This window comes from Caballeronia eucalypticola (assembly GCF_047608185.1).
Taxonomy (GTDB): Bacteria; Pseudomonadota; Gammaproteobacteria; order Burkholderiales; family Burkholderiaceae; genus Caballeronia.
In genome coordinates, this window is record NZ_JBLKRU010000031.1 from 67,223 (window position 1) to 92,688 (window position 25,466).

The window sequence follows — 25,466 nt, forward strand, 5'->3', positions numbered from 1 at the left end:
ATCAGTTTGCGCATTTCCCAAGACGGGATTACACTTCTTTTTGACTGTTTCAATCAAACACGTGATCGATTCGAGCATTGAACTCGAATTCGCTCGTCAAACAGGAGACCCGTATGGCCCAGCTTCCCATCAAGCGCTCAATCGAGCGTGTTCCCGGCGGCATGATGATCGTGCCTTTGCTCATCGGCTCGCTGGTCGCGACGTTCCTGCCCGGCATGCCGAAATTCTTTGGGTCGTTCACCAGCGCGCTGTTCACTGGCGCGTTGCCGATCCTTGCCGTGTTCTATGTATGTATGGGTGCAAGCATCGACGTCAAGGCAACCCCGTATCTGCTGAAGAAAGGCGGCGCGCTGTTCGCGGCGAAGATCGGCTCGGCGATTGTCGTCGGCATCGTGATGGGGCATTTTCTTGGGGAGCAACCCATCTCGTCGGGCCTGTTCGCGGGCATCTCGACGCTTGCCGTCGTCGCTGCGATGAACGATACCAACGGCGGCCTCTACATGGCGCTGATGGGGCAATACGGGCGTTCCGAAGATGTGGGCGCGTACACCATCATGTCGCTGGAATCGGGACCGTTCCTGACCATGGTCACGCTCGGTGTGGCGGGACTTTCCGCGTTTCCGTGGCCGACACTTGTGGGCAGTATCCTGCCGCTCGCGGTTGGCATGCTGCTCGGTAACCTGGATCGCGAAATGCGCGACTTCCTTGCGCGCGCGGTGCCGGTGATGATCCCGTTCTTCGCGCTTGCGCTGGGCGCGAGTCTGGACTTGCACAAGGTATGGCAAGCAGGCTTGCTTGGCATTGGACTGGGACTGGCCGTGGTGGTCCTGACAGGAATTCCCCTCTATTTCACCGATCGCCTGTCGGGCGGCACGGGCGTGGCCGGCGTGGCGGCAGCCAATACGGCCGGGAATGCGGCGGCGGTTCCCGCGCTAATCGCGGCGGCGAATCCGGTCTACGCGGAGGCCGCAAAAAGCGCGACACTGCTGGTCGCGGCGTGCGTGGTGGTGACTGCTATTGTGTCGCCCGTCCTGACGGCGGCCGTGGCGAAACGCGTGAACGCCCGAACCGAAGCGCGCCGCTCCGTGCAGAAAGTCCCGAACGAGGCTACGCGATGAACACCCGCAGCATGCTGATCGTCGCCGACGATCTCTCCGGCGCAGCCGATTGCGCCATCGCGTTTGCGGGTGCGGGACGCCGCACGGTCGTGACGCTCGATACATCGGCGGAGGCAGACGATGTCGATGTCATCGCCGCCGACACCGACACGCGCCGTCTCTCACCGCAGGACGCAGCGCGGCACACCGCCGATGCGTTCAACGCGCTGAACGCGCCGGGCCGGCGTGTGTACAAGAAAATCGATTCGACATTGCGCGGCAACTGGGCAGCTGAAGTCGCCGCGTTGCAACCGCTCGCTGGAGTGGCGATTGTCGCGCCCTCGTTTCCCGCGACCGGGCGCACGCTGCACCAGGCCCGCGTGCTGGTGCATGGCGAGCCGCTGGAAAACACGGACACGTGGAAGCTCGAAAACGCCGGCAGGCCGGCGAATGTCCAGGCGATGCTGGAGGAAGCGGGCTTGCGCTGCGAGTCCATCGATGTAAAGACTTTGCGCGGCGATATCAATGCGCTGCGGGAAAGGATCAAGGCAACGTCAGCGCAAGCGCTGATTGTCGATGCCCATACCGGCGATGACCTCAAGCGCCTCGCGCAAACCACCGCGCAATTTGACCCGCGCGAGCATCCGATGTTCTGGGTTGGATCGGGAGGACTTGCGCGCGAACTGGCATCGCTGCCCGATCTGTTCGATATCGAGCCGCGCGAAGCGCTCGTCCACGAGAAGCAAGAAGGCGCGATTTTGATCCTGGTCGGCAGCCTGTCGGGCGTATCCGAGCGCCAATGCGCGATGTTGCGCGAGCGCGCACGCGTGAGTGAATTGATCGTGCCGCCAGAGGTCTTGCGTGTGGGCAGCGAGCACGCGGACTGGCGCGCGTGGCAAATGAAGATTGGCGATTTTCTCGAACGGCATCTCGACTTGCTCGTGCGCATTGGCCGCGACGACGCGTTCGATCCATCGGAAGGCGCGCATCTTTCTACTGCACTCGCCGCGCTGGTGACGCCGCATTTCAGGCATGTTGGCGGCTTGATTGCAACCGGCGGCGAAACCGCCCGCGCGATGTTGAGCGCAGCCGGCATCAGCAGTCTTGATTTGCTGGCCGAAGTTGAAGCGGGCGTGGCAGTAGCGCGGCCTTGCGCGCCGCACCCGGCACGCCCCGCCATTGTCACCAAGGCAGGCGCATTCGGCAGCGAACACGCGCTGTTCGGCGCGTGGGAGCATTTACAAAGACTCCCAGTGCCAACATTGCGAACGACCGACGCGGCCACCAACACACATTAACGCCACTGAGCGCAAACACAGCATTTATGACGCCTCAGCGCGCCCCACTTTATATGGAGTTTAACTAATCATCATGAGCAACACTCTCCCCGTAATCGGTATCACGATGGGCGATGCCTCCGGCGTCGGTCCCGAGATCGTCGTCAAGAGTCTTACGCATAAAGTGGTCTACGAGCAGTGCCGTCCGCTCGTGATCGGCGACGCACGCCGGCTTGAGCAAGCCAACGAGATCGTGCACGGCAGCGCGAAAATTCGCCGCATCAAGGACGCGACGCAAGCGCAGTATGAAGCGGGTGTCATCGACTGTATCGACTTGAACCTGATCCCCGATGACCTTCCCTTCGGGCAGCTCTCGGCGGTAGCCGGCGATGCCGCGTATCGATACATAGCGCGTGCCGTCGAGCTGGCGCAATCGCAGCAGATCGACGCAATCTGCACCGCGCCGCTCAACAAGGAAGCGCTGCACGCAGGCGGTCATAAGTATCCCGGCCACACCGAAATGCTCGCGCATCTGACAGGCGTGGAGGAAGTCTCGATGATGCTGGTCGCGCCGCAATTGCGCGTGATTCATGTGACGACGCATATTGGCATCATCGATGCAATCAGGAAGATCGAGCCTGGTCTCGTGCAGCGCACGATCGAACGCGGCAACGCGACGCTGGTGAAAGCGGGCATTGCGAAGCCGCGTATTGGCGTGTGCGGCATCAATCCGCATGCGGGCGAAAACGGCTTGTTCGGTTACGGCGAGGAAGAAGAGAAGATCATCCCGGCTATCAAGATCCTGCAGGAACGTGGACTCGATGTCACCGGTCCGCTGCCCGCCGACACGCTCTTTTTCCGTGCCGGCCGCGGCGACTTCGATCTCGTGGTCGCGATGTATCACGATCAGGGACATGGTCCGGTCAAGGTGCTCGGGCTCGAAGCGGGCGTGAATGTGACGGTTGGGCTGGAAGTGATCCGCACGTCGGTGGATCATGGGACGGCGTTTGATATTGCGGGTAAAGGTATCGCCGATGAACGCAGCCTGCTTGAAGCGCTGCGCCAGGGCGCGGAACTCGCGACCCGGCGCGGGTGAGTGGATGAGCGGATCGGCGGATCGGTGGATCAACATGCGCGCTCGTGTAACATCGGCGGCCTTGTTCCCCGCATGAGTATTCACCGATGAAAGCAGCCGACCGCCACCGCGCCATCCTCGATCTCGTCCTCACACGCGACGCCAACGTAGAGCAGTTGAGCGAGGCGCTGGGGGTATCGGAGGCAACGGTGCGGCGCGACCTCACCATGCTCGCGAAGGAGCGCCGCCTCGTGCGCACGTATGGCGGCGCGACGGCGCTGGTCGGTGCGCATGAACCGGAAGCGTCGCTGGAGGAACGCAAGTCGACGCAGCGCGAACAGAAGGAAGCAATTGCGCAAGCTGCGGCGCTGCATGTGAAAGATGGCGACACGGTGCTGCTCGATGGCGGTACGACTTGCGCCGCGCTCGCGCGTCATTTGAGTGCGCATCGGGATTTGCATCTGGTGACCAATAACCTCCTTGCAGTGATGACGCTGGCCAATGTGCCGGGCATGCGAATCACGCTGATCGGGGGCGATCTGCGGGCATCGAGTATGAGCACGCTTGGGCCGTTGGCCGAACTCGTGCTGAGCCGTTTGAGCGTGGATCTCGCGTTTCTCGGGGCAGATGGCGTGGCGGCGGATTTTGGCTTGTGCGAGGCCAGCGCGGAACAGGCTTATCTGAAGGATTGCATCATTCGCCGCGCGGCAGGTGTTGTGGTGCTAGCCGATGCCGATAAGCTCGGGCGCGCACGGCAACAGCATTGGACGCCGCTTGAGAGGGATTGGCGCCTGATCACCACCACCCTCGCCGATGACATCAGGCTGGCGCCGTTCCGGGCGCTGGAACGGGTCGTGGTTGAAGTTGCGCCTATGGGGGTGGAGGAGCTTTGATCGGGCGTTAACCGCCTCATTCCCTCACCCCCTTCATCTCCGCCGCCCGATCGAGCAACAACTCCTTCTCCCGCGCATTGCGTGTCATTGCCGCGGCCTTCTCAAACTCCGCCCTTGCCTCCTCCAGACGGCCCAGCTTCGCCAGCAAGTCACCGCGCACGCTCGGCAGCCAGTGATAGTTCTTCAGCAGTGCGTTCGATCTGAGCTCATCGACAATCGCAAGCCCTGCCGCCGGACCAAACGCCATGCCCACCGCCACCGCGCGATTGAGTTCCACCACAGGCGACGGCGCCACCATCACAAGTGCATCGTATAGCGCGACAATCTGCACCCAATCCGTGTCCTCTGCCCGCCGCGCACGCGCATGACACGCCGCGAGCGCACCTTGCAGCGCATAAGGCCCACGCGCGCCGTTCAGCGTCTCCGATCGCTCCAATGCTGCAAGCCCGCGACGGATCAGCAACGGGTCCCATCGGCTGCGATCCTGGTCCATCAGCAAGACCGGCCGGCCGCTTGCATCGGTGCGAGCATGCGTGCGGGACGCCTGTATCTCCATCAATGCAACCAGCCCGAATACCTCGCTCTCGTCAGGCGTCAAACCCGCGAGAATCCGCCCGAGACGCAACGCATCGTCGCAAAGCGATGGCCGCATCCAGTCATCGCCCGCTGTCGCCGAATACCCTTCGTTGAAGATCAGGTAAATCACTTCCAGCACCGATGCCAACCGTGCCGCCCGCGCATCGGCCTTCGGCACTTCGAACGGCACGCGCGCCGCCGACAACGTCCGCTTCGCCCGCACAATACGCTGCGCGATGGTCGGCTCAGGCTGCAGGAACGCGCGCGCAATCTCGTCCGTGGTCAGCCCGCCGAGCAGCCGCAACGTCAGCGCAACCCGGGCATCGACGGACAGCACCGGATGACACGCGGTGAACACGAGGCGCAGCAAGTCGTCGCCAATATCGTCCTCACGCGCGGCATCCAGCGCATCCACGAAATCCGGCGTGACGTGCTCCTCGCGCGCATCCATGTCGAGTCCCAGCTCCTCGTGCTTGCGGGCGTGCAGCGCATCCTGCCTCAAACGATCGAGCGCACGATGCTTCGCCGTGGTCATGAGCCACGCGCCCGGGTTGTCCGGCACGCCATCCACACGCCAATGCTCAAGTGCCGCGATCAGCGCGTCCTGCGCAAACTCCTCGGCAAGCGACACGTCGCGCACCATCCGCGCCACGACCGCGATCACCTTCGCCGATTCCATCCGCCACACCGCCTCTATCGCGCGATGCGTGGCCAGTTCCTGGCTGCCGGACTCGCCGGAAGGTCCACTCACGAGGCGCTCGCCGCGTGCGGGTCCGCGTTCGGGTCCATGTACACGAATTCCCATGAGTGGCCGTCGAGGTCGTCGAATCCGTGGCCATACATGAACCCAAGATCTTGAACCGGCCGCGGCGTCGTGCCGCCCGCACGGACGGCCTTGGCGACGATTTCATCGACTTCGGCACGGCTCTCGCACGACAGGCACGTGAGCGCTTCGACCTGCTCTCTCGGGTCGATGATGTTCTTCGATGTGAAGGTCTGGAAGAACGGCTTGACCAGCAGCATCGCGAAGAGGTTTTCGCCGAGGATCAGGCACGCGCCCTGGTCGTTGCTGAACGTTGGGTTGAAGCTGAAGCCAAGCGCGTTGAAAAATGCGCGCGCTTTCGGCAGGTCCGCCACCGCCAGGTTGATGAAGATCTGCTTATGCATTTTTTATTGCCCTTCAAAAGTTGGATGTGCCGGCGCCGGCCGGATTGTCAGAAACTGCATTCAATGGTTCAAGCCATTTTTAACCGCGCCGCGCTGCTTCAAATTCGCGGATACGCTCGACTGATTCGCCCGAGCCGAAATCGTCCAGTTCAAGCAACTGCCGCACTTCGATCTCGCTGCTTTCATGCGCGCCCATCGGCGGAGGGAAACGACGCGCCCATTCGACCGCTTCCTCGCGTGAGCGCACCTGAATCAGCGTGTAGCCCGCGACCAGTTCTCTGGTCTCCGGGAACGGCCCATCGACTACGGTTCGACGGCCATCTTCATAACGCACGCGCCAGCCTTTGGCGCTCGGCTGGAGACCGTTCGCATCGAGTAGCACGCCGGCTTTCGCCAGTTCTTCGTGGTAGGCCGCCATCGCGCCGATCAGCGCTTGCTCGGGAAGCACGCCTGCTTCGCTTTTTTCGGTCGCCTTGACCAGGATGATGAATCGCATCGTCGTTCTCCTCGTGGTGTGCAAACGAGAATGCTGGTCGCGCTCTCATTCCCACGACGAACCACGCCCGGAGAAATCGACAATTTTTAGTTAGCCGAGGGTTAACGCGCACGAAGCCGAGACGTTCGAAGCCGGCGTAAAACGATCACTCCCAACAGGGACCGATCTTGCGCACCTCGACCTCGCACCATTCGGCAGCCGGGCACGCCGATGCAATCTCGATGGCCTCTTCCTTCGTCGCGCAATCGAGCATGTAGAACCCGCCGATCATCTCCTTGGCCTCGGCGAACGGACCGTCGATCAGGCTAGCCTGGCCGTCGCGTTTCTTGACGCGCACACCGCCGGTTGCAAGCGATTCACTCGCGATCAGCAAGCCACGCTCTTTCAGTCCCGCGCCGAACTCGACCATGCTCTCGTAGAGCAGCTTGCCTTCGGCTTGCGAGCGTTCGGCCCGCTGTCCAACAGGTTCGGCGATGAGCAGCATATAAGACATGACATCTCCTGAATTGAGGTTTCAACCGCCCTTCACGGTATCAACTGTGGATGAAGCTTTCAATCCCCCATGCACCATCGCCAAACGGGGCATCGGAGAAAAACAGCTAAGCTGTCGCCCTCTTTCACGGTTGCCCGCATTTCTCTCATGGTTAATTTATCGGTATATGGCGGGCTGTTCGCGGTCGCGCTGGTCGCGGCGACACTTTTCCCGCTTCAGTCCGAGGCGCTGCTGGCGGGTTTGCTGATCGCCGGCAAACAGCCGGTCTGGATGCTCGTCGCGGTGGCGAGCGTCGGGAATGTGGTGGGGTCGACGATCAACTGGGCAATGGGACGGTCGATTGAAAAACTACGCGAGCGCCGCTGGTTCCCGATCAAGCCGCGCGCGCTCGAGCGCGCGGAAAACTGGTACCGGCGCTTCGGGCGCTGGACACTGCTATTAAGCTGGACGCCGGTGATCGGCGATCCCTTGACCATGATCGCCGGCGTCCTGCGTGAACCTTTGTGGTCGTTTTTGCTGATCGTCGCCATTGCGAAGACGGCGCGGTATGTCGTGATTGCCGCGTTGGTGACCATGTAACGCTATTTGCTGCAGATATATTTCATCAGAGGAAATCGATCGCAACAGGTGTATCCCAATCACTACGCGATCCTGAATAAAAGTCTCACACGCCCCTTCCCGCTCAACCGCCTTCGTCAAATCTCACCGTCCGGCTCACGCGGCAATTTCTGCGGGCCTTTCAGTTTCTACACACGCGTGTCCGAGTGCGCGTACAAAATCAGATAGGAGCGCATGATGTATTCCCGCAGTTCAGGCATCCAGACCACGCGATGTCCGTTCCCAGAAACGGGAAACCGCCCCCAAAAAAGAAACCCCAAGAAGCTCGAATTTCGGTGCCACCGCGTATGCAATATCACCGGTCGGTCAAGTCCCATCAACTTCGCGACACAAGCGTGAGGCGCAAGATTAAACTGACGAATAAATAAGCGGATTAAACGTTTGCGCTAATGGCTGTGGTACTACATAACATGGACATAGCGGATTTTTTGCCCTCTGTTTGGGGCTTTAACCACAGAACTATTTGCTAATGTGCGTTATGTGGCAAAAACAAATCGCCTTGAAGTAGACTCCCGGCTGAAAGGCAAGCGGTATCAGTACTATTGTCCATCGCACGGCGCCGCAGAGTAAATACTACTGATTTCCCCGCATCGCTATTTTCGCGCTCATTTAGCTGGAAGCTTTCCTCTCTAACAATATGGCCATGACCCTCGACTACCTGCTGGATCGGCAAATTTCCTCGCAATGGCGTGGCGTGCTGGTCGCACTGGCCGAAGAATTCGATACCCAGATCGGCCGCGACGAGTTGCGCCAGTTAATGCAACGCGTAGGACGCCGTTTTGCAGCTGCTCATCCGCTGCCGCCCTGCGCTACCACGCCCGAACTCGGCGCTGCGTTGAATGCTATTTGGAACGACGCCGACTGGGGATTTGTCGAGGTAAGTGACGAGCCGGATTATCTGCGTATCGTTCATTGCTGTCCCCCATTGCTCGCATTCGGCGCGAATGCCCTTCCCTGGAGCCCCGCGTTTCTCGAAGGCGCATATCAGGAGTGGTTGAGCGCGCTTGGCGCGCAGGGCTTATCTGTCGTGCAAGCCGGCGAGTTCGACGAAAGTGCTGCAGTCGAATTCAGACTCGGCCGTTATAGCAACTGAAAGCAACCGAGAAGGAAACCAGGGGCACGTCCAGCCTCGCGAATCTAAGCTAAGCGCTGATCTAAAAGCTCAGCCAAGCGAACCTGAAGCGGGACCGGACATTCCCTTGGCGTTTACGAATGCAGTACAGGTCCGGCACCGGATCAAGCAGTCAACCAGGCATTGCCCGCATCAGCGTGCAAAAGCGCGCGAGACGTCACTGGCCAGTGGTCGTCGAGGCAAGGCCCAAAGTACAACCGAGAGTACGAGGACGCAGCACATGAACCCTTCGCGCGATATTGAGAAGCTGTTCGATAAATTTGGCGGCGATGCCGGCAACTACCAGGAAATCGGCCGCGAAAACGAAGCCGTCCACGCCCGCACGCGCTGGCCATTGCTCGCGACCCTTGACCTCTCGCAGCCAACGATCCCGGACATCGCGCCCCGCCGCGATGCTCACCTGCCCCAGACGCACGATCGCTCCGGCGAATATCGCAACGTCCCGAACAGCCTGACGCAACCGCCGGGCACGACGTCGGTCAACCACGGCAAACCGCCGCTCTTTGCGCGCGCGCATCGGAAGACGGTTCCGCCTGTCGCCAATGTCACACTGCCGGCCGCGCCGGTCGGCGCAGCGCGTTTCTCGGCGCTGGTAGACGCTATCGAAGAAACATCGAACGCCGTGGAAACCGAGGCGGTGCCCCCAGTGGCTGCTCAACCGCAGCAGCCGGCACGACTGCCGCAGCCGCTGTTCCGGCCGTTCCACACGCAACAAGAGCAACACCTGCCGCAGTCTCAACAACCGCAACCGCGTACGCAGCCGCTCGCCACGCCAGCGTCTGCGGCGCCTGTGGTGTCTGCGAACGCGCCCACCCAGCCGACGGGTTTCGCAGCAGCACTGCATCGTTCGAATAGTTCTGCAAAAGCGCTGTCGTTGCCGCGCGTGCAGCCGGCCGAAGCAGCGCCAGCGCCTGAAGCAAAGAACCCGTCGATCCTCGGCAAGCTGTTCCGTCCGCAAGTGCACGCTCAACCTGTGCCGCAGGCAAACGCATCCCCGGATTCACTGGAGTCGATGTTTCAGCGTCTGCGCGGACCTGCAGCTTCAAACTCAACTTCTGCCCCAGCTCCCGTCAACTCGGGCGCGGCTTCGTGGCTCGCCAAGCGCAACTCATCCTCATGAAAGTCATCACCGTCGTCTCTGCCAAAGGCGGTGTTGGTAAAACCACGCTCGCGGCAAATCTTGCTTCGGTGCTCGCTGCACGCGGGCGGCGCGTAATCGCGCTCGACCTCGATCCGCAGAACGCGCTGCGCCTGCATTTCGGCATTCCGCTTGACAGCATCGACGGAATTTCGCGCGCCACCCTCGCCGGTGAAGCGTGGCAGACCGTCATGTTCGACGGCGTCGACGGCGTCACGGTCCTGCCCTACGGCGCAGTGGTGGAAGATGATCGACGCCGCTTCGAAGCGCACATCGACCGCGACCCGCAATGGCTCGTGCAATCGCTTGAAAGGCTCGGACTCGATGCTGCGGATATCGTGATAGTCGATACCCCGCCGGGTTCGTCGGTCTATACGCGCACGGCGCTATGCGCGTCGAATTTTGCGTTGAACGTCGTGCTTGCCGATGCCGCTTCGTACGCCGCCATCCCGCAGATGGAACGCATGATCGAGGCCTACGCCACGCCGCGTTCGAATTTCGTGGGCACGGGTTATGTGGTGAACCAGGTCGACCAGTCGCGGCAACTGACGAAGGACGTGCTCAAGGTCTTGCGCAACCTGCTCGGCGACAAGATGTTCCCGGGCGTCATCCACCTTGACGAAGGCGTGAGCGAGTCGCTCGCCTGCGACACCACGCTGATCCATTACGACCCGTTGAGCCAGGCCGCCGCCGATCTGCGCACGTGCGGCGAATGGCTCACCAGCGCGGTCGATTCCAAGCAGCTCTCGCCGAGGAACGTCGCATGAACAAGCCACGCGCACGCGCATTGTCCGAGGCCGACGAAGTTGCGTCGCAGCTGGAGCGTTTTGTCGACTCGGGGATCTGGAGCAGCCGGATCTTTACGGGGCTTCTCACGCTCTTTGCCCTTTTGGCGATGTATTTCGTCTGGACGGTGCCGCTCGAATTCACCCAGCAACTGATTTTCGCGTGCTGCTGTTTCGCTCTCGCCATGGCGTTCCGGCGCCTGCGCGGCCAGTACGCGACGCTCGTCATGATCATGCTGTCTGTGGCGGTCACGGGCCGCTACATGTACTGGCGGCTGACCGAGACAACCTATTGGGAACGTCCGCTCGATGCCGCCTGGGGTCTGCTGCTGGTGGCCGCCGAGGTCTACTCGGCGATCGTGCTGATGCTCGGTTATTTCCAGACCGCCTGGCCACTGCAGAGAAAGCCGATGCCGTTGCCGGCAAACCGCGATGAATGGCCGACTGTCGACGTCTTCATCCCGACCTATAACGAGCCGCTCGGCGTGGTGAAGCCGACTATCTACGCGGCGCTTGCGATCGACTATCCGGCGGACAAGATATCGATTCATGTCCTCGATGACGGCCGCCGTCCCGAGTTCAAGGCGTTCTGCGAAGAAGTCGGCGTCACCTGGACCATCCGCACGCACAACCGGCATGCGAAGGCCGGCAATATCAATGAAGCGCTGAAGATCACGAAGGGCGAATATCTCGCCATCTTCGATTGCGACCACATCCCCACACGCTCGTTCCTGCAGATCGGCCTTGGCTGGTTCCTGCGCGACAAGAAGCTGTCGATGCTGCAAACACCGCACCACTTCTTCTCGCCGGATCCGTTCGAACGCAACCTGGGCACCTTCCGCAAGGTGCCCAACGAAGGCGAATTGTTCTACGGGCTGGTGCAGGACGGCAACGACCTCTGGAACGCGACCTTCTTCTGCGGCTCATGCGCGCTGCTGCGCCGGACGATGGTGGAAGAGATTGGCGGCATCGCGGTCGAGACGGTGACGGAAGACGCGCATACGGCGCTCAAACTGCATCGGCTCGGATACACCACGGCGTATCTCGCGATCCCGCAGGCGGCAGGTCTCGCCACTGAAAGTTTGTCCGGCCACATCGGCCAGCGGATTCGCTGGGCGCGCGGCATGACGCAGATTTTCCGGATCGATAACCCGCTCACGGGCAAGGGCCTGAAGATCGGTCAGCGGCTCTGTTACCTGAACGGGATGATGCACTTCTTCTACGGCATCCCGCGCCTCGTGTTCCTGACCGCGCCGCTGTCGTACCTGTTTTTCGGGGCGCACGTGATCCACGCGGCGGCCGGCACGATCGCCATCTTCGCGCTGCCGCACATGATGCACGCAAGCATCACGAACTCGCGCATGCAGCGCTCGTTCCGGCATTCGTTCTGGGCTGAAGTGTACGAGTCCGTGCTGGCGTCGTACATCACCGCGCCTACCCTGCTCGCGCTGATCAACCCGAAGCTCGGCAAGTTCAACGTGACGGCGAAGGGCGGCCAGATATCGAAGGATTATTTCGACTACGCGATCTCGCGTCCGTACCTCATCCTGCTGGTGCTGAACCTGCTCGGGTTTATCGCGGGGCTCGTGAACATCTACCTGCACTGGGACGTAAAGAGCGAAGTGAACACGGTCTTGCTGAACCTCGCGTGGACCACCTACAACATGCTGATCCTGGGCGCGAGCGTGGCGGCTGCAAGTGAACGCCGGCAAGTGCGTACGACGCATCGCGTGGAAATGAAGATGCCCGTGATGCTCAAGTTCTCAACCGGCCGGACTCTCGCCTGCGAGACCATGGACTACTCGGAAGGCGGCGTGGGCGTGAAGTTGCCGGGCGACCTGACCGTGCCGCTGCACGAGAAAGTCACCGTCTCGCTATTTCGTGGCGATGAGGAATATGCGTTCCCTGCGACCGTCGGCTTTACCGCAGTCGGGCGCGTCGGGCTGCGCTTTTCCGCCCTCACGCGCGAGCAGGAATTCGAGTTCGTGAAGACCACCTTCGCCCGCGCCGATGCCTGGACCAACTGGTCTGAAGGACGCACTCCGGACGCACCGCTGCGCGGCTTGCGGCATGTGCTGGTAGTGGGCATGGGCGGTATCGGCGCGTTGTTCGAACATCTTTTCATCGACGCACGGAACTGGCTGACGACCCGTTCACCCGACGTTAAAAAACTGAAGACAAAAGACTGACATGGGTAAGGGAATTTCGATGCTGCGCCCGGGCAATGGACGAGCAGGACAAGGCGAACCGGACACGACAGTTTTTACGCCGTTCAGCGCCCGCCCCATTCCCCGCGCCCTGATGCGCAGCCTCGCTTGCTGGATGGCTTTGCAAACCGCACTGGCCGTGCCGCTGGCGTCGCTGGCAAGCGCGGCGTCGGCTGCTACGTCGGCCACTGCGTCGGCTGCTACGTCGATCAATGCCGCGACCAGCGCGTCCGCAACCGGCGTGGGCTCTGTACCGCCCCCCGGCCCCGCTACGCCGTTCAACCGGGCAACGATCGATCAACCGCAACTCGCCGTGCCCGTGCCGGCGTTTGCACAGGCGGCCTCGGGTGCGTCAGGTTCGTCGGCTGCGCCTGCCGTCCGCACGCTTGCCTCCAGGACGCCGACCACGGCCGAGCCCGGCTTGCTGGTGCCCGGCGGCCGCCGCCAGACGCTCACGTTCTCCGACCTTGGCGCGCTCGATCCGCTGCAACTGCGTGGCACGGACGGCCAGAACGGCGTGCCGTTCTCGGTCCGCAGCGACGAAGTCGTGACCGGTGCAGTGCTGCACCTGATCTACAGTTATTCGCCTGCGCTGCTGCCGTCGATCTCGCAACTCAAGGTGCTGGTCAACGGCGAAGTCGCCGCCACGCTGCCCGTACCGCGCGAACAGGCCGGCATCCTGGTTGCACGCGATGTGTCCATCGACCCGCGCTTCATCACGGAATTCAATCACCTGAACGTGCAGTTGATCGGCCACTACACGCAGCAATGCGAGGACCCGTCGAACTCAACGCTATGGGCAACCGTCAGCAACGCGAGCTCGCTCGACCTCACGTATGCATCGCTTGACAGCAAGCCCGACCTCGCCGCTTTGCCCGCGCCTTTCTTCGATCGTCGCGATGTACGCCGCCTGGAACTGCCGTTCGTGTTCGCACAAAAACCCAGCGCGGCCACGCTCGAAGCAGCGGGCGCGGTGGCGTCGTGGTTCGGCTCGCTCAGCGGATATCGTGGCGCCGTGTTTCCGGCGCAGATCGACAACGTGCCGCTGTCCGGCAATGCCGTGGTGTTCGCCACCAGCGACCAGCACCCGGCCGGCGTGAAGATCCCCGATATCACCGGCCCGACCATTGCCGTGGTGGATCGCGCGACTGATCCCAATTCGCCGTCGCGTGGCCGCTTGCTGCTCGTGATGGGCCGCAACGACGCCGAGCTGAAGACCGCCGCAAAGGCGCTCGGCATCGGCCAGAACACACTGTCCGGCACGACCGCGACGATCACGCAACTGAACGACTTCGCGCCGCGCAAACCCTATGACGCGCCGAACTGGCTGCCGACCGACCGGCCGGTGCGTTTCGGCGAATTGGCAGAAGCACGCGATCTGTCGGTGTCGGGTTATAACGCCGACGCCGTGCGTGTGAACATGCGCGTGCCGCCCGATCTCTTCATGTGGCAAACGAAGGGCGTGCCGATCGATTTGGGGTATCGATACACCGTGCGTCCCACGCTCGACCGGTCCACGCTGAACATCAACGTGAACGATGGTTTCGTGCAGTCGCTGCGCATTCCGGCAGTGGCCACGTCGACCTTCGATCTCGGCCGCTATTTCAATCAGGTGATGCCCGACAAGACGGCCGCCGCGCGTCACGAGATCTACCTGCCGCCGCTGCTGCTCACGCCGCGTTCGCAGTTGCGCCTGCACTTCTACTACGACTATCCGAAGACCGGCGAATGCCAGGGCCGCATACTGGATAACGTGGTGGGTTCCATCGATCCGAATTCGACCATCGACCTGTCGGGATTCCCGCACTACATGGCGCTGCCCGACCTCGCGGCTTTTGCTAACGGGGGTTTCCCGTTCACGCGCATGGCCGATCTTTCGGAAACGGCGGTCATCATGCCGAACGACCCGACCTCGGCCGACTTCAGCCTGTACTTGCTGGAGATGGGACGCATGGGGGCATCGACGGGATATCCGGTGACCGGCGTGACCGTGGCCCAACCGGACCAGATCGACAATCTCGCCGATAAAGACCTGCTGATCCTCGGCTCGCCCGGGCGTCAGCCGCTGCTGCAAACCTGGGCGAAGCAGATGCCGTTCTCAGGCGACGGCGATTCACGCAACTTCGAACTCTCCGACGTCGCGTTCAAGGTCGTCGACTGGTGGCACGGCCCGCATGGCGTGGAACGCCTGCCGGCGCGCGCGGACTTGTCGCTTGTCAGCTCCAGCGGCGACGCACTTATCACCGGCTTTGAGTCGCCGCTGAAGCGCAATCGCAGCGCGGTGGCGCTGATCAGCGCGGCCGGACAGTCCGATGCAGACCTGTCAGCCGCCTTGCTCGATAACGACATCCTCCCCGAGATCCAGGGCGCCATGGCCGTGATTCACGGACGCGAAGTGACGGTGACATCGAATGGCCAGGCCTATTACATCGGCCGACTGTCGCCTTTCGAATACATGCGCTGGGCGTTGTCGTCTCATCCGCTCCTGCTGGTGCTTGGCGGCTTGCTCGCAGCCATCATCATCGCGGCATTGTTCTACCGGTCGCTGCGCGCCATTGCCGCGCGCCGTTTGAGGGATTGATATGCGGGCAGGTTTCAGACGTGGATCGAAGACGGCAATTCTGGCGCTGGCGCTGACCGGCATGGGGGCAACTTTCAGCGCCAGCGCGTCTTCAGCCTCCACGCCGCAATGCACCGACTGGACCGCTTATCGCACGTTCACCGCGCGCTTCGTGCAAGCGGACGGCCGCGTGATCGATTACTCCACGCCGGCACAGCAAACGACCTCCGAAGGCCAGTCGTACGCGATGTTCTTTGCGCTCGTCGCGAACGACCGCTCGACCTTCGACCGGCTGCTCGCCTGGACCCGCACGAACCTCGCGGCGAACCAGTTCGAACCGGGCAACGTGCGGTTGCCATCGTGGCAATGGGGCAAGAAGCCTGATGGCTCGTTCGGTGTGCTCGATCCGAATTCCGCCTCCGATTCCGACCTGTGGATCGCCTACGACCTGCTGCAAGCCGGTCGTCTGTGGAATGAGAAAAGTTATACGCAACTGGGCATGGCGCTGGCCGCCCAGATCGTGCGTCATGAAGTGACGAATCTCACGGGCCTTGGACCCATGTTGCTGCCTGGTCCGCAAGGTTTTAAAACCGGCGACGTGACGCGTCTCAATCCAAGCTATTCGCCATTGCCGGTGTTGCGCGGTCTCGCTCGTGAGATGCCCGATGGCCCGTGGAACCAGCTTGCCGAGAATAGCTACAAGCTCATCACGACCACGGCGCCGCACGGTTTTTCGCCTGACTGGGCGGCATACAAGTCGGGGCAGTTCGTCGTCGATCCACAGAATGCCGACACCGGCAGCTACGACGCCATTCGCGTGTATTTGTGGGCTGGGCTGACGTCTACCGCTGATCCGCTGGGCAAACCGTGGCTCGCGGCGCTGGGCGGCATGCGTCAGGTCGTGGCGCAAAACGGCTATCCGCCGGAGCGCGTGAATGTGGCGACAGGCGTGATAAGTGGCGAAGGCCCGCTGAGCTACTGGGCAGCGCTTGCACCCTACTTCAAGACCCTCGGCGATGATCGCGGCCTGGGCCTTGCCCGCACGCATCTCGCGGCGCTCGACGTGCCCGTGGCGAGCTCATCGGGCGTTCCGCCTGCAAATCCCAACCGTGAACCGGTTTATTACGACCGGGTGCTGGGCTTGTTCGGCGCCGGATTTATAGAAGGCCGATACCGTTTCGATGAAGCCGGCCGACTCGTGCCGAGCTGGAGAACTGCATGTTGAAACGGCCCCTGTTCCCCATGAAATCCCACGCAGGCGCGCGCGCGATCGCGCTGAGCCTCGCGGCAGGTTGTGCTGCCAATGTGCCGCTGACCGCGTTCGCGCAAGCCGCCAGCAGCGCAGCGACTGCGGGCGCCGTGACCGGCAGTGCCGCTGCCAACTCGCCGCTCGGCGTGCTGATCGATCAGGGCCGCTACTGGCAGTCGCATCGACGGGGCGATCTGGCCGAGCAAGCGTGGCAGAAGGTGCTTCGCATCGACCCGAAGCAACCCGACGCGCTCTACGGCATGGGCATCATCCTCGCGGACCGCAAGGACGGCAGCGGTGCGCAGCAATACTTGCAGCGCCTGCGGGAAGCTGCGCCGCAGTATCCGAATATCGATGAACTCGGCCGGCGGCTCGGTGAAACCAGTCCGCGCGACCAGACCGTAAACGACGCACGGCGGCTCGCGCAAAGTGGTCAGAGCGCATCGGCGGTGCAGGAATATCAGCGCGCGATCAACGGCAAGCCCGCTACACCCGAACTCACGCTCGAGTATTACCAGGCGCTTGCCGCCACGCCGCAAGGCTGGGATCAGGCGCGTCAGGGACTGACGCAACTCGCGCGCGACAACCCCAACGACCCGCGCTATGCGCTGGCGCTCGCGCAGCACCTGACTTATCGCGACACCACCCGCCGCGACGGCATCGCGCGTCTTGCGCAGTTGAGCAATGACAGCACCGTCGGCGAGCAGGCGAAGAAAAGCTGGCGCCAGGCTCTGCTGTGGCTCGGCGCACGCGCATCCGACGCCCCGCTTTATCAGGCTTATCTGCAGGGATCGCCGGACGATCCTGCGGTCAAAGCGCGTTTCGATTCGATGGTCCAGCAAGACAAGCAGGCTCGCGATCGAGCGCAAGAGAATGCCGCCGTCGATTCGCGCGGCCGCGCAGTTGCCGATGGTTTCGCCGCGCTGGATCGTGGCGATATCGTCACAGCGCGCGCCCGTTTTTCCGCCGTGCTGGCGAATAGTCCAAACGATGGCGATGCGCTCGGCGGCATGGGTATCGCCGCATTGAAGCAAGAAAAATTCGATGAAGCGCGCACGTACCTGGAGCGTGCATCGCGTATTACCAATCCGGCGCGATGGAAGGACGCTCTCACTAGCGCGACCTACTGGAGTTATACGAGCGCGGGGATTGGCGCGCGCAGCAATGGCGAGATCGCGAAAGCGAGGTCGGATTTCGAGCGCGCGATTGCGCTGAATCCATCGGACACGACCGCGCAGACCATGCTCGGCGAAACGCTGCTCAATAGCGGCGACCCGCGCGGCGCGGAACAGGCTTACCGGATGGCGCTGCGCCGTCAGGCCGACAACCCCGACGCAATTCGTGGACTGGTCGGCGCCCTCGCCGCGCAAGGCCGCGGTGACGAGGCGCTTGGCTTTGCGAACCAGTTGAACGCGGAACAGCAGGCGAAGGCTGGCGGCATCAACAAGCTGCGCGGCGAAGCGCAGGCGGCGCAGGCGCGCGCAGCCGAAGCACGCGGTGACCTGGGCACGGCGCGCAGTCTTTTCGAAGATGCGTTGCTGAACAATCCCGACGATGTCTGGATGCGCCTCGACCTCGCTCGTATTTACGTGCGCCAAGGGGCGGTCGGCAATGCGCGCAGCATGATGGACGGCTTGCTCGCCACGCACCCCGACATGACCGACGCGCTGTATGCAAGCGCGCTACTCTCGGCTGAGACCCAAGACTGGGCGACGGGGTTATCGCAACTGGAACGCATCCCGGTCAACCAGCGCACGACGGCCATGACGCTGCTGCAACATCGCTTGTGGGTTCATACGCAAGCGGACCTCGCGAACCGGATGTCGCGTGCCGGGCAGACGCAACAAGCCGAGGCGATCCTGCAAGCCGCTACGCCCACTGCTGAGAACAGCCCTGAGTTGGTCGGCGTGCTGGCGTCGTCGTATTTGCAGGCGGGTGACACCATGCGCGCGTTGTCGCTGGTGCGCGGCGCAATGGCTGCTGCTCCCGACGATACCGGCCTGCTGCTGCAATACGCAGGTATCCTGACGGCCGTTCCAGTTGCCGCGGGGCAAAAGAATCCGCAGCAGGACGCCGAACTGAGTTCCGTCATGCGACGGCTGGCCGCTGCGCAACTCACGCCGCAGCAACGTATCGACTTCAACAATTTGAACATCGGCATTGTGGTGAAACAGGCCGATACCGTGCGTCAGCGCGGGGACCTGGCTAGCGCCTACGATGTGATCGCGCCCTGGCTTTCCGCCATGCCCGATAACCCCGACCTGCAAGCTGCGCTGGCCCGTTTGTACACCTCTGCCGGCGACGACCGCAGCGCGCTCGCGAGTTATCGCGCGGCGTTGGCGCGACGTCCTGACGACATCGACCTGCAGGTTTCAACGATTGGCGCCGCGTCCGGCGCGAGGGAATTTTCATTTGCGGAGGCAACGGCGAATCAGGCGCTGCACGAGGCTCCCGACGATCCCCGCGTGCTCGCCGCGACCGGCCGCATGTATCACGCCGAGGGCAAGTTGACGCTGGCATCGCGTTATTTGCAGCAGGCATTGATTGCTGCAAATACGCCCGTGCGTCAAACGGTGCGCACAGCCGGCCAGGGCGCGCAGCCCAACGTGCCGCGTGGTTGGGAATCGGCCATGCAGCGCATCGGGTCGATGCCGCTGCCCGGCACGAATCCCTTTGAAGGCAAGACCGCCATCGATACGACAACGAGCCCATCGGGTGCACCGACGGGTCCGCTGAGCGGCCTGTTCTCGCGCTCGACTGCTCCGATGCCCGGATTGCCTGGTGGGTCGTCCTCTGGGTCATCCTCTTATTCCCAGCCTTCTTCACCGACGCAGAACGTGCCGAACTATTTGCCTCCGTCTCAACCCGCGCCTTATTCGACGCCCTATGTTGCACCCTATTCAACGCCGGGGAACCCTGGACGCCCAGTAGCGACAGGCGGTGGATACGGTCCCGATACCTCAGGTTCGAGCCAGTCCGGCGGGCCGGCCGCGGCGCCGCTGCAACCCTATCCAGGGCAAGCGCCGGCTCAGGATCCGGGACAGTATCAGGGGCAATATCAGCCGCAGGGTCAGGCTTATCAGCAGCCGTATCAGCCGCAATATCAGCAGCCTTATCCTGCGCAGAATCAGCAGCAATATCGGCAACCGCAGCAACCGTATCCGGCTCGGTATCAGTCTCAGCAAGCTCAGCAACAGGTCGACCCCGCGATGAGTTCGCCGTGGCCCATGTCGCCCGCTGCGCGCGAGGCGCAAGCGAACGCGCAGCAGCCGCAACCCCGCACCTATTCCAGTGCGGCGGGAACGAAATCGACACGTGCTTCGACACGCAAGCAGGCCACGTCGCGTAACACTCGCCAAGCCGATGAAACGGACTACAGGCAGCAGCCTTATCCGCAGCAACAGCAGTATGCGCAGCAGGCATACGGGTATCCACAACAGCAGCAACAACAGCAGCCCTACGCGAACCAGGGCTACGGTCAGCCCTACATCCCGCAACCGCCCGCAGGTTATGGCTACGCGCCCGCACAACCGGCACAGGCATACTCCGGCATGGCGGGCAACAATCCGACGACCGTGGCCAACGCACAAACGCTGGGCGTCGCCGATGAACTCGCGCAAATCAACCGCGCCCGGTCGAGCACGGTGTCGGGCGGCATCATCTTTCGCCAACGCACGGGTGAGGACGGGCTGTCGAACCTGACGGATATCGAAGCGCCGGTTCAGGGTCGCATCGCGGCGGGGAACGGTCATATTGTCGTGACAGCGACGCCGGTAACGTTGGACGCGGGCGATGCCCAATCGACGGCCGACACGCTCAAGCGCTTTGGCTCCGGACAGGCCGCATTGAGTCCGACTCTGATCAACAATTACGGCAACCAAACGGCGACCGGCGTAGGGTTGTCCGTCGGCTACGAAACGAACAGCGTGAAGCTCGATGTCGGCACTACGCCGCTCGGTTTTCGCGAAGAAAACGTGGTCGGCGGCGCACAGTACAACGGCAGCATCACGGACAAGGTTTCGTACTCGATCGCCGTTGCGCGCCGGGCGGTCACCGACAGCTTGCTCTCGTATGCTGGGACGCGCGATCAGGGTCAAAACCTGCAATGGGGCGGTGTCACGTCGAACGGCGGACGCCTGGATCTCGGCTGGGACGACGGAACGAGCGGTGCGTACGTGAACTGGGCGTTCCAGTACTACACCGGCACGAATGTCGCGAGCAACACGGCCGAAAAAGGCGGCGGCGGTTTCTATACGCGCCTGTTCCAGGACGGGAATACCACGCTGACGGCGGGCGTGAACACCACGCTGATGCACTACGACAAGAACCTGTCGTACTTCACCTATGGACAGGGCGGCTACTTCAGCCCGCAGCAGTACATGATCCTGAACCTGCCGGTCGAGTACATGGGCCGCAATGGCCTGTTCACCTACGACCTCAAGGGGTCGATCGGTGTGCAGCATTATCGGCAGGATGCGTCGAATTATTTCCCGATCACTGGCAACATCCAGCCAGGAAGTTCAGGCGCGACCGGAGGGGTCTACGCAAGCAGCAGCAAAACCGGCGTCTCTTATTCGTTCAGCGCGACGGGTGAATATCAACTTGCACCGCAACTTACGGTCGGGGCGACCGCGTCTCTTGGCAACGCGTATCAGTATCGCGAATACCTGGCAGCCGTGTACGTGCGATACAGCTTCACGAAACAAGGCGGCGCAGTGTCCTTCCCGCCGACGGCACTTGCCTCGCCCTATCTGTCGCTGACGAATTGATAAGGTGAGCAATCAGGTGGTTTGAAAAAAAGTGGTTCGGGCGAACTCGCCCCAACCATTTTTTTGTTGCTGCAAACTGGCGGATATTGATTGGCTGCAAGTATCTGCATTACTTAGCCCACACCTTCCTCGCCTAAACCAGCACCGCCCCGCCATCGACCACGACCGTTTGGCCCGTTGCAAACGCACTTTCCACCAGGAACAGATACGCAGCCGCGACATCGCGCGCCTCGCCCACTCGACCGACGGGCAATTGCTTGCCGGCTTGTTCGTACATCGCTTGGCGGTCCTCTTCCGACATGTTCTGCCACAGGTTCGTCGCGATCAGTCCGGGTGACACGGCGTTCACGCGCAACGGCGCCAGTTCGACTGCAAGCGCCCTCGTGAGCGCGTCCATTGCGCCGCAGACACTCGCGCCGAATGCCCAGCCGCCACGCGGACGCAACGCCGCGACGCCTGTTGTCAGCACGATCGAACCGCCGGTCGCGATATGCGGCGAAGCGTATTTGACCGCGGCGAGTGCGCCCCAATAGCGGATATCGAAGGCGCGTCTTGCCAGGGACAAATCCGTCGACGCGATCTCACCAAGCCGCAGGGAATCGCCTGCGGTGAACACCAGATGATCGAAGCTACCGATCGCGGTGAAAAATGCTTCGATGGCATGTTCATCGATGAGATCGAGCGCGTGGCCTTTAGCATTCGCGCCAAGCGCCGTGACCGCAGCGTCGACACGTCCCGCATGGCTCGATGCAATCACGACGTTTGCACCTTCGGCCAGCACATACTCCGCCACCGCATAGCCGATTCCCGATGAACCGCCGAGCACGATCACCTTCTTGCCATCGAGGCGGCCCTTCCTGATCGCATCTTCTTGCATGCTGGTCATTGGTTGTACTCCTGAATAACGGTTAATAATCGCAAGCCAGTTGCCGGGCATCAGCGCCGTTCTACGACGCCTTTTCAATCAACGATTGCAACACCGTATCAAGCGGCACACGGCCTTTGCGCACTTCGTTTTCAGCGCCTTCAAAGCAGATCCACTCTTCGTTGAAACCATCGATCATCTGCATGCGCGGCGTCGGGTTTTTCATCCCTTGCGAGCGGAACAAGTCTTCCCAAGTGTCTCGCGGCACGACTGTCATGCTGACGTCGCGGCCGAGCAGACGCGTGAAGCCAGCTGCAATCATGTCAGGCGAAATACGCTGCGGCCCTTCCAGTTCAACGATGCGGCGCCCCGTCCACGATTCACGCAACAACTCCGCTGCGACACGGCCGATATCCGCGGTAGCGACCATAGGCACAGGTTTGTCGAGTGGTTGCAAGAAGCTGGGCACGATGCCTGAATCGCGTGCGGGCGCCACATCCCATGCAGCATTTTCGATAAACCATGCGGCGCGCAGGAAAGCCACGGGCATGGGCAGCGTGCCCAGTTCCTGCTCGAGGATTTGAAGCTGATTCAGCAGGTTCGGCTGCGTGGCCTGTGCGCCGATAGTCGACAGCACGACGACCCTGGACGGTTTGGCGGCTGCGAGTGCAGCCCGCAATGTGGCGATGGTCTTGCGAGCTTCGGGAAAGCCCGGCGTGGGATCGAATGTGGGCGGCAGCAGGACAAATACGCCTTCCGTACCTTCGAATGCGTGCTGCAATGCCTGTTGATCGTTGACGTCGGCGAGTGCGACTTCGCAGCCTTGCTTCGCCCAAGCCTCGCCCTTTGCTGCATCGCGAACGACGGCGCGGACATCGTGCCCGGCGGCTAGCAGCAAACGCGCAACGACACCCCCAACCTGCCCTGTGATTCCAGTCACTGCATACATGGTTTCTTCTCCAGAAAATTAGGCAGCAAGCGCTGCGTTGGAGAGGATTGTGTTGGACGGAACCACGTTTGACGATAGCCCGGATGTCATTTCATTCATGACTTGGGAGCATTGATAGCGGGTGCCTTGATGACCTTCAGGCTGAAGGGAGTCGGTATCCGACATACGTTGTGCGAAGCCCTGCGCGGGGCAACGACGCTCGATGAAGTGAGAATGTCTTGGTCGGCGTTGCCCTAATCGTTGAGCAGGCTCACCGCTTTAGGTCCCGATAGAAATTCTCGTGCGGGCTGATCGCTTCGAGGTACACCAGTCGCGGTTCGTCGTCGACGGTATAGCCAAGCAAGAACAATTGCCCCTGGCTTCGAAACTTGTACACAAGCAAATCAGCCAGGTCGCCTCGCTTTCGCTCTCCAGCGGCAGGATCGGCCACGACGACCGCCACTGCGGCGTCCACGTCGGCGGCCGCGTTGTCATGGAGTTTTTTGTACTGCCTTGCAAAACGTCTCGTCTGACGGACCGTAAAGCTCATGTGCGGCGGCGACGTGGCACGAACGGTGTGGAGTGTTCGCGCGGCTCGGCCATAGAGATCAGCGACTCGGCAATGAAGGACGCTGGCAGATCCGGGTTATCCAACGCCGCACGTCCGACCTTCGCCCAGAATTCAATCTGACCGGCGATTGATCGGTGTTCTGCCGACGCGTCGGCTTTCGCCTGTTCATACAACTCGTCATCAATTCGGACTGGCATACTCATCATGACCTCGATTACTACAAATGTAGCAATCGAATTGTAGCAGAGGCTCAGCGCATTGGGGATCAATGCGTGGGAAGGAGTTGGGAGGAATTCTGCTGCCTCCTATCCGGATTTTTACATCGCCCCCGCTCGTTTTCTCGGAGACTGTCTTTGAGAAAACGCCGATGACGGTCACATAGCCAAAAAGCCGTTCCTGCGTAAGCTGGAACGGCTTCTTTGCCCTGAACGCCCGGCGTGACATCTCCACGCCGGCATCCATCGGTCTATTTACTGCTTCACGCCTTCGGCTTGAATATGCAGCGTCGTCTTCATCTTGAAGCCGTATGTCTTGCCATAATCCACGCCGAAGTCGCCGCGATCAAACGTGGCCGTCGATTCCGTGCCGCACACTTCTTTCTTCAGCATCGGGTTCGTGAAGCACTTGAACGATTCGATCTTCAGGTTCAGCGGCTTCGTCACGCCGTGCAGCGTCAGTTCGCCGATCACTTCAACCGGCACATCGCCCTTGTACTTCATCGACGTGCCCTTGTAGGTCGCTGTCGGGAACTTGTCGGCATCGAAGAATTGCGCGCTCTTCAGTTCACCGTTCAGCTTGTCATTGCCGATATCAATCGACGTCATGTCGATAGTCGCGTCCAGCGTGCCCTTCTGTTTTGCGCGATCGAGCGTCACGGTGCCGCTGCTCTTCGTGAACTTGCCGCGCCAGATCGAGATGCCGCCAAAGTGATCGGTTTCAAAGCTCGGGTACGTGTGGTTCGGGTCGAGTTGATACGTGACTTCTTCAGCCATCGCGTTGAACGAAACGGCCGCGAAAAGCGCGCCGGCGGCTGCAATCAGAAGGTTCTTTTTCATGAGTTTTCCAGAATGAATTTGTGAAGACCTAGGATCAAGGTTCGGTGAGCGCTTATTTCTTCGTTGCGACGAGGTGGAACTTGATGACGACTTCGTCGGCGACGACCGAGGTGTCTTTCCATTCGCCCGAGCCGACATCGAACTGCGTGCGTTTGATGGGCAATGATCCGTCGAAGGTTTGCGTCGCGCCCTGGCTCGTCACGGTGACCGGTACGGTGACGTTTTGCGACTTGCCCTTGATCGTGAGCTTGCCGCTGACGTTGAACTTCGTGCCGCCTGCCGGCGCGATGCCCGTCGAAACGAAAGTCGCCGTCGGGAAATGGGCTGTGTCGAACCAGTCCTTGTCAGTGGCCTGCTTGTTGTAGCTCTCGTCGCCGAGATCGTAGCTGCTCGTGTCGATGCTGAGATTCGCACTGCCGGCCGCTGGCTTGGCCGGATCGAAGTCGAGTTGCGCGGTGAACTTCTTGAACTTGCCTTCGACCGGCACGTTCATTTGCTTCGATGTCGCCGTCACC

General features: G+C 61.7%; 22 protein-coding genes. 12 read left to right on the forward strand and 10 right to left on the reverse strand.

The window, feature by feature from the left end:
* Positions 1–113: 113 nt before the first annotated feature.
* From ACMX25_RS28320 to ACMX25_RS28335, 4 genes are all read left to right on the forward strand, one after another.
* The gene (locus ACMX25_RS28320) at positions 114–1,118 is read left to right on the forward strand and encodes a 2-keto-3-deoxygluconate permease (protein WP_414953302.1); all 1,005 of its coding nucleotides are present in this window, start codon (positions 114–116) and stop codon (positions 1,116–1,118) included.
* The gene (locus tag ACMX25_RS28325; protein WP_414953303.1) at positions 1,115–2,395 is read left to right on the forward strand and encodes a four-carbon acid sugar kinase family protein; all 1,281 of its coding nucleotides are present in this window, start codon (positions 1,115–1,117) and stop codon (positions 2,393–2,395) included. Before ACMX25_RS28320 ends, ACMX25_RS28325 begins: the two co-directional genes overlap by 4 nt.
* Positions 2,396–2,468: 73 nt before the next feature.
* Positions 2,469–3,470, forward strand: a complete 1,002-nt coding sequence (pdxA, locus tag ACMX25_RS28330) for a 4-hydroxythreonine-4-phosphate dehydrogenase PdxA (RefSeq protein ID WP_414953304.1) — start codon at positions 2,469–2,471, stop codon at positions 3,468–3,470.
* 86 nt (positions 3,471–3,556) lie between these two features.
* A complete protein-coding gene (locus tag ACMX25_RS28335) occupies positions 3,557–4,342 on the forward strand; it encodes a DeoR/GlpR family DNA-binding transcription regulator (protein ID WP_414953305.1) in 786 nt (261 codons plus the stop codon).
* Positions 4,343–4,358: 16 nt separating this feature from the next.
* Here ACMX25_RS28335 and ACMX25_RS28340 read toward each other — a convergent pair whose 3' ends face one another.
* The 4 genes from ACMX25_RS28340 to ACMX25_RS28355 all read right to left on the reverse strand — a co-directional run bounded on the left by ACMX25_RS28340 (position 4,359) and on the right by ACMX25_RS28355 (position 7,074).
* Positions 4,359–5,723 carry an RNA polymerase sigma factor gene (locus ACMX25_RS28340; protein ID WP_414953306.1) on the reverse strand — a complete coding sequence of 455 codons (1,365 nt, stop codon included), beginning with the start codon at positions 5,721–5,723 and terminating at the stop codon, positions 4,359–4,361.
* Entirely contained in the window at positions 5,666–6,085 is a 420-nt protein-coding gene (locus ACMX25_RS28345; protein ID WP_414953307.1) for a VOC family protein, read from the reverse strand. Before ACMX25_RS28345 ends, ACMX25_RS28340 begins: the two co-directional genes overlap by 58 nt.
* Positions 6,086–6,164: 79 nt before the next feature.
* Positions 6,165–6,581: a YciI family protein gene (locus ACMX25_RS28350; RefSeq protein ID WP_414953308.1), complete on the reverse strand. Its 417-nt coding sequence runs from the start codon at positions 6,579–6,581 to the stop codon at positions 6,165–6,167.
* A gap of 145 nt (positions 6,582–6,726) precedes the next feature.
* Positions 6,727–7,074, reverse strand: a complete 348-nt coding sequence (locus tag ACMX25_RS28355) for a YciI family protein (RefSeq protein WP_213761428.1) — start codon at positions 7,072–7,074, stop codon at positions 6,727–6,729.
* A 147-nt stretch (positions 7,075–7,221) separates the two neighbouring features.
* Here ACMX25_RS28355 and ACMX25_RS28360 point away from each other — a divergent pair, with 147 nt between their 5' ends.
* The 8 genes from ACMX25_RS28360 to ACMX25_RS28395 all read left to right on the forward strand — a co-directional run bounded on the left by ACMX25_RS28360 (position 7,222) and on the right by ACMX25_RS28395 (position 21,532).
* Positions 7,222–7,653, forward strand: coding sequence for a YqaA family protein (locus tag ACMX25_RS28360; RefSeq protein ID WP_414953309.1), 432 nt, complete (start codon positions 7,222–7,224; stop codon positions 7,651–7,653).
* A 676-nt stretch (positions 7,654–8,329) separates the two neighbouring features.
* Positions 8,330–8,785: a cellulose biosynthesis protein BcsD gene (gene bcsD, locus ACMX25_RS28365; RefSeq protein WP_414953310.1), complete on the forward strand. Its 456-nt coding sequence runs from the start codon at positions 8,330–8,332 to the stop codon at positions 8,783–8,785.
* A gap of 259 nt (positions 8,786–9,044) precedes the next feature.
* Positions 9,045–9,944: a cellulose biosynthesis protein BcsP gene (gene bcsP, locus ACMX25_RS28370; RefSeq protein ID WP_414953311.1), complete on the forward strand. Its 900-nt coding sequence runs from the start codon at positions 9,045–9,047 to the stop codon at positions 9,942–9,944.
* Positions 9,941–10,729, forward strand: a complete 789-nt coding sequence (gene bcsQ, locus ACMX25_RS28375) for a cellulose biosynthesis protein BcsQ (protein ID WP_414953312.1) — start codon at positions 9,941–9,943, stop codon at positions 10,727–10,729. The genes bcsP and bcsQ overlap by 4 nt, the downstream gene beginning before the upstream one ends.
* The gene (bcsA, locus tag ACMX25_RS28380) at positions 10,675–12,936 is read left to right on the forward strand and encodes a UDP-forming cellulose synthase catalytic subunit (protein ID WP_414953313.1); all 2,262 of its coding nucleotides are present in this window, start codon (positions 10,675–10,677) and stop codon (positions 12,934–12,936) included. Before bcsQ ends, bcsA begins: the two co-directional genes overlap by 55 nt.
* A 1-nt stretch (position 12,937) precedes the next feature.
* Positions 12,938–15,535: a cellulose biosynthesis cyclic di-GMP-binding regulatory protein BcsB gene (gene bcsB / locus ACMX25_RS28385; RefSeq protein WP_414953314.1), complete on the forward strand. Its 2,598-nt coding sequence runs from the start codon at positions 12,938–12,940 to the stop codon at positions 15,533–15,535.
* 1 nt (position 15,536) lies between these two features.
* Positions 15,537–16,739, forward strand: coding sequence for a cellulose synthase complex periplasmic endoglucanase BcsZ (gene bcsZ, locus ACMX25_RS28390; protein ID WP_414953315.1), 1,203 nt, complete (start codon positions 15,537–15,539; stop codon positions 16,737–16,739).
* The gene (locus ACMX25_RS28395) at positions 16,733–21,532 is read left to right on the forward strand and encodes a cellulose synthase subunit BcsC-related outer membrane protein (RefSeq protein ID WP_414953316.1); all 4,800 of its coding nucleotides are present in this window, start codon (positions 16,733–16,735) and stop codon (positions 21,530–21,532) included. The genes bcsZ and ACMX25_RS28395 overlap by 7 nt, the downstream gene beginning before the upstream one ends.
* 133 nt (positions 21,533–21,665) lie before the next feature.
* Here the strand turns inward: ACMX25_RS28395 and ACMX25_RS28400 are convergent, their stop codons facing one another.
* The 6 genes from ACMX25_RS28400 to ACMX25_RS28425 all read right to left on the reverse strand — a co-directional run.
* Positions 21,666–22,418 carry an SDR family oxidoreductase gene (locus ACMX25_RS28400; RefSeq protein ID WP_414953317.1) on the reverse strand — a complete coding sequence of 251 codons (753 nt, stop codon included), beginning with the start codon at positions 22,416–22,418 and terminating at the stop codon, positions 21,666–21,668.
* Positions 22,419–22,479: 61 nt separating this feature from the next.
* The gene (locus ACMX25_RS28405; protein ID WP_414953318.1) at positions 22,480–23,346 is read right to left on the reverse strand and encodes an NmrA family NAD(P)-binding protein; all 867 of its coding nucleotides are present in this window, start codon (positions 23,344–23,346) and stop codon (positions 22,480–22,482) included.
* 250 nt (positions 23,347–23,596) lie between these two features.
* The gene (locus ACMX25_RS28410; RefSeq protein WP_414953319.1) at positions 23,597–23,875 is read right to left on the reverse strand and encodes a type II toxin-antitoxin system RelE/ParE family toxin; all 279 of its coding nucleotides are present in this window, start codon (positions 23,873–23,875) and stop codon (positions 23,597–23,599) included.
* The gene (locus tag ACMX25_RS28415) at positions 23,872–24,093 is read right to left on the reverse strand and encodes a ParD-like family protein (protein ID WP_414953320.1); all 222 of its coding nucleotides are present in this window, start codon (positions 24,091–24,093) and stop codon (positions 23,872–23,874) included. The genes ACMX25_RS28410 and ACMX25_RS28415 overlap by 4 nt, the downstream gene beginning before the upstream one ends.
* A 273-nt stretch (positions 24,094–24,366) precedes the next feature.
* Positions 24,367–24,951: a YceI family protein gene (locus ACMX25_RS28420; protein WP_414953321.1), complete on the reverse strand. Its 585-nt coding sequence runs from the start codon at positions 24,949–24,951 to the stop codon at positions 24,367–24,369.
* Positions 24,952–25,003: 52 nt separating this feature from the next.
* The coding region (locus tag ACMX25_RS28425) for a YceI family protein (protein WP_414949978.1) at positions 25,004–25,466 on the reverse strand (463 nt) is incomplete at its 5' end.

What these genes read in the sequence shown, in the direction of transcription:
- ACMX25_RS28320 (WP_414953302.1), top strand. Translation starts at nt 114, where the DNA reads ATGGCCCAGCTTCCCATCAAGCGCTCAATCGAGCGTGTTCCCGGCGGC.
- ACMX25_RS28325 (WP_414953303.1), top strand. Translation starts at nt 1,115, where the DNA reads ATGAACACCCGCAGCATGCTGATCGTCGCCGACGATCTCTCCGGCGCA.
- pdxA (WP_414953304.1), top strand. Translation starts at nt 2,469, where the DNA reads ATGAGCAACACTCTCCCCGTAATCGGTATCACGATGGGCGATGCCTCC.
- ACMX25_RS28335 (WP_414953305.1), top strand. Translation starts at nt 3,557, where the DNA reads ATGAAAGCAGCCGACCGCCACCGCGCCATCCTCGATCTCGTCCTCACA.
- ACMX25_RS28340 (WP_414953306.1), bottom strand. Translation starts at nt 5,723, where the DNA reads ATGGGAATTCGTGTACATGGACCCGAACGCGGACCCGCACGCGGCGAG.
- ACMX25_RS28345 (WP_414953307.1), bottom strand. Translation starts at nt 6,085, where the DNA reads ATGCATAAGCAGATCTTCATCAACCTGGCGGTGGCGGACCTGCCGAAA.
- ACMX25_RS28350 (WP_414953308.1), bottom strand. Translation starts at nt 6,581, where the DNA reads ATGCGATTCATCATCCTGGTCAAGGCGACCGAAAAAAGCGAAGCAGGC.
- ACMX25_RS28355 (WP_213761428.1), bottom strand. Translation starts at nt 7,074, where the DNA reads ATGTCTTATATGCTGCTCATCGCCGAACCTGTTGGACAGCGGGCCGAA.
- ACMX25_RS28360 (WP_414953309.1), top strand. Translation starts at nt 7,222, where the DNA reads ATGGTTAATTTATCGGTATATGGCGGGCTGTTCGCGGTCGCGCTGGTC.
- bcsD (WP_414953310.1), top strand. Translation starts at nt 8,330, where the DNA reads ATGGCCATGACCCTCGACTACCTGCTGGATCGGCAAATTTCCTCGCAA.
- bcsP (WP_414953311.1), top strand. Translation starts at nt 9,045, where the DNA reads ATGAACCCTTCGCGCGATATTGAGAAGCTGTTCGATAAATTTGGCGGC.
- bcsQ (WP_414953312.1), top strand. Translation starts at nt 9,941, where the DNA reads ATGAAAGTCATCACCGTCGTCTCTGCCAAAGGCGGTGTTGGTAAAACC.
- bcsA (WP_414953313.1), top strand. Translation starts at nt 10,675, where the DNA reads ATGGCTCACCAGCGCGGTCGATTCCAAGCAGCTCTCGCCGAGGAACGT.
- bcsB (WP_414953314.1), top strand. Translation starts at nt 12,938, where the DNA reads ATGGGTAAGGGAATTTCGATGCTGCGCCCGGGCAATGGACGAGCAGGA.
- bcsZ (WP_414953315.1), top strand. Translation starts at nt 15,537, where the DNA reads ATGCGGGCAGGTTTCAGACGTGGATCGAAGACGGCAATTCTGGCGCTG.
- ACMX25_RS28395 (WP_414953316.1), top strand. Translation starts at nt 16,733, where the DNA reads ATGTTGAAACGGCCCCTGTTCCCCATGAAATCCCACGCAGGCGCGCGC.
- ACMX25_RS28400 (WP_414953317.1), bottom strand. Translation starts at nt 22,418, where the DNA reads ATGACCAGCATGCAAGAAGATGCGATCAGGAAGGGCCGCCTCGATGGC.
- ACMX25_RS28405 (WP_414953318.1), bottom strand. Translation starts at nt 23,346, where the DNA reads ATGTATGCAGTGACTGGAATCACAGGGCAGGTTGGGGGTGTCGTTGCG.
- ACMX25_RS28410 (WP_414953319.1), bottom strand. Translation starts at nt 23,875, where the DNA reads ATGAGCTTTACGGTCCGTCAGACGAGACGTTTTGCAAGGCAGTACAAA.
- ACMX25_RS28415 (WP_414953320.1), bottom strand. Translation starts at nt 24,093, where the DNA reads ATGCCAGTCCGAATTGATGACGAGTTGTATGAACAGGCGAAAGCCGAC.
- ACMX25_RS28420 (WP_414953321.1), bottom strand. Translation starts at nt 24,951, where the DNA reads ATGAAAAAGAACCTTCTGATTGCAGCCGCCGGCGCGCTTTTCGCGGCC.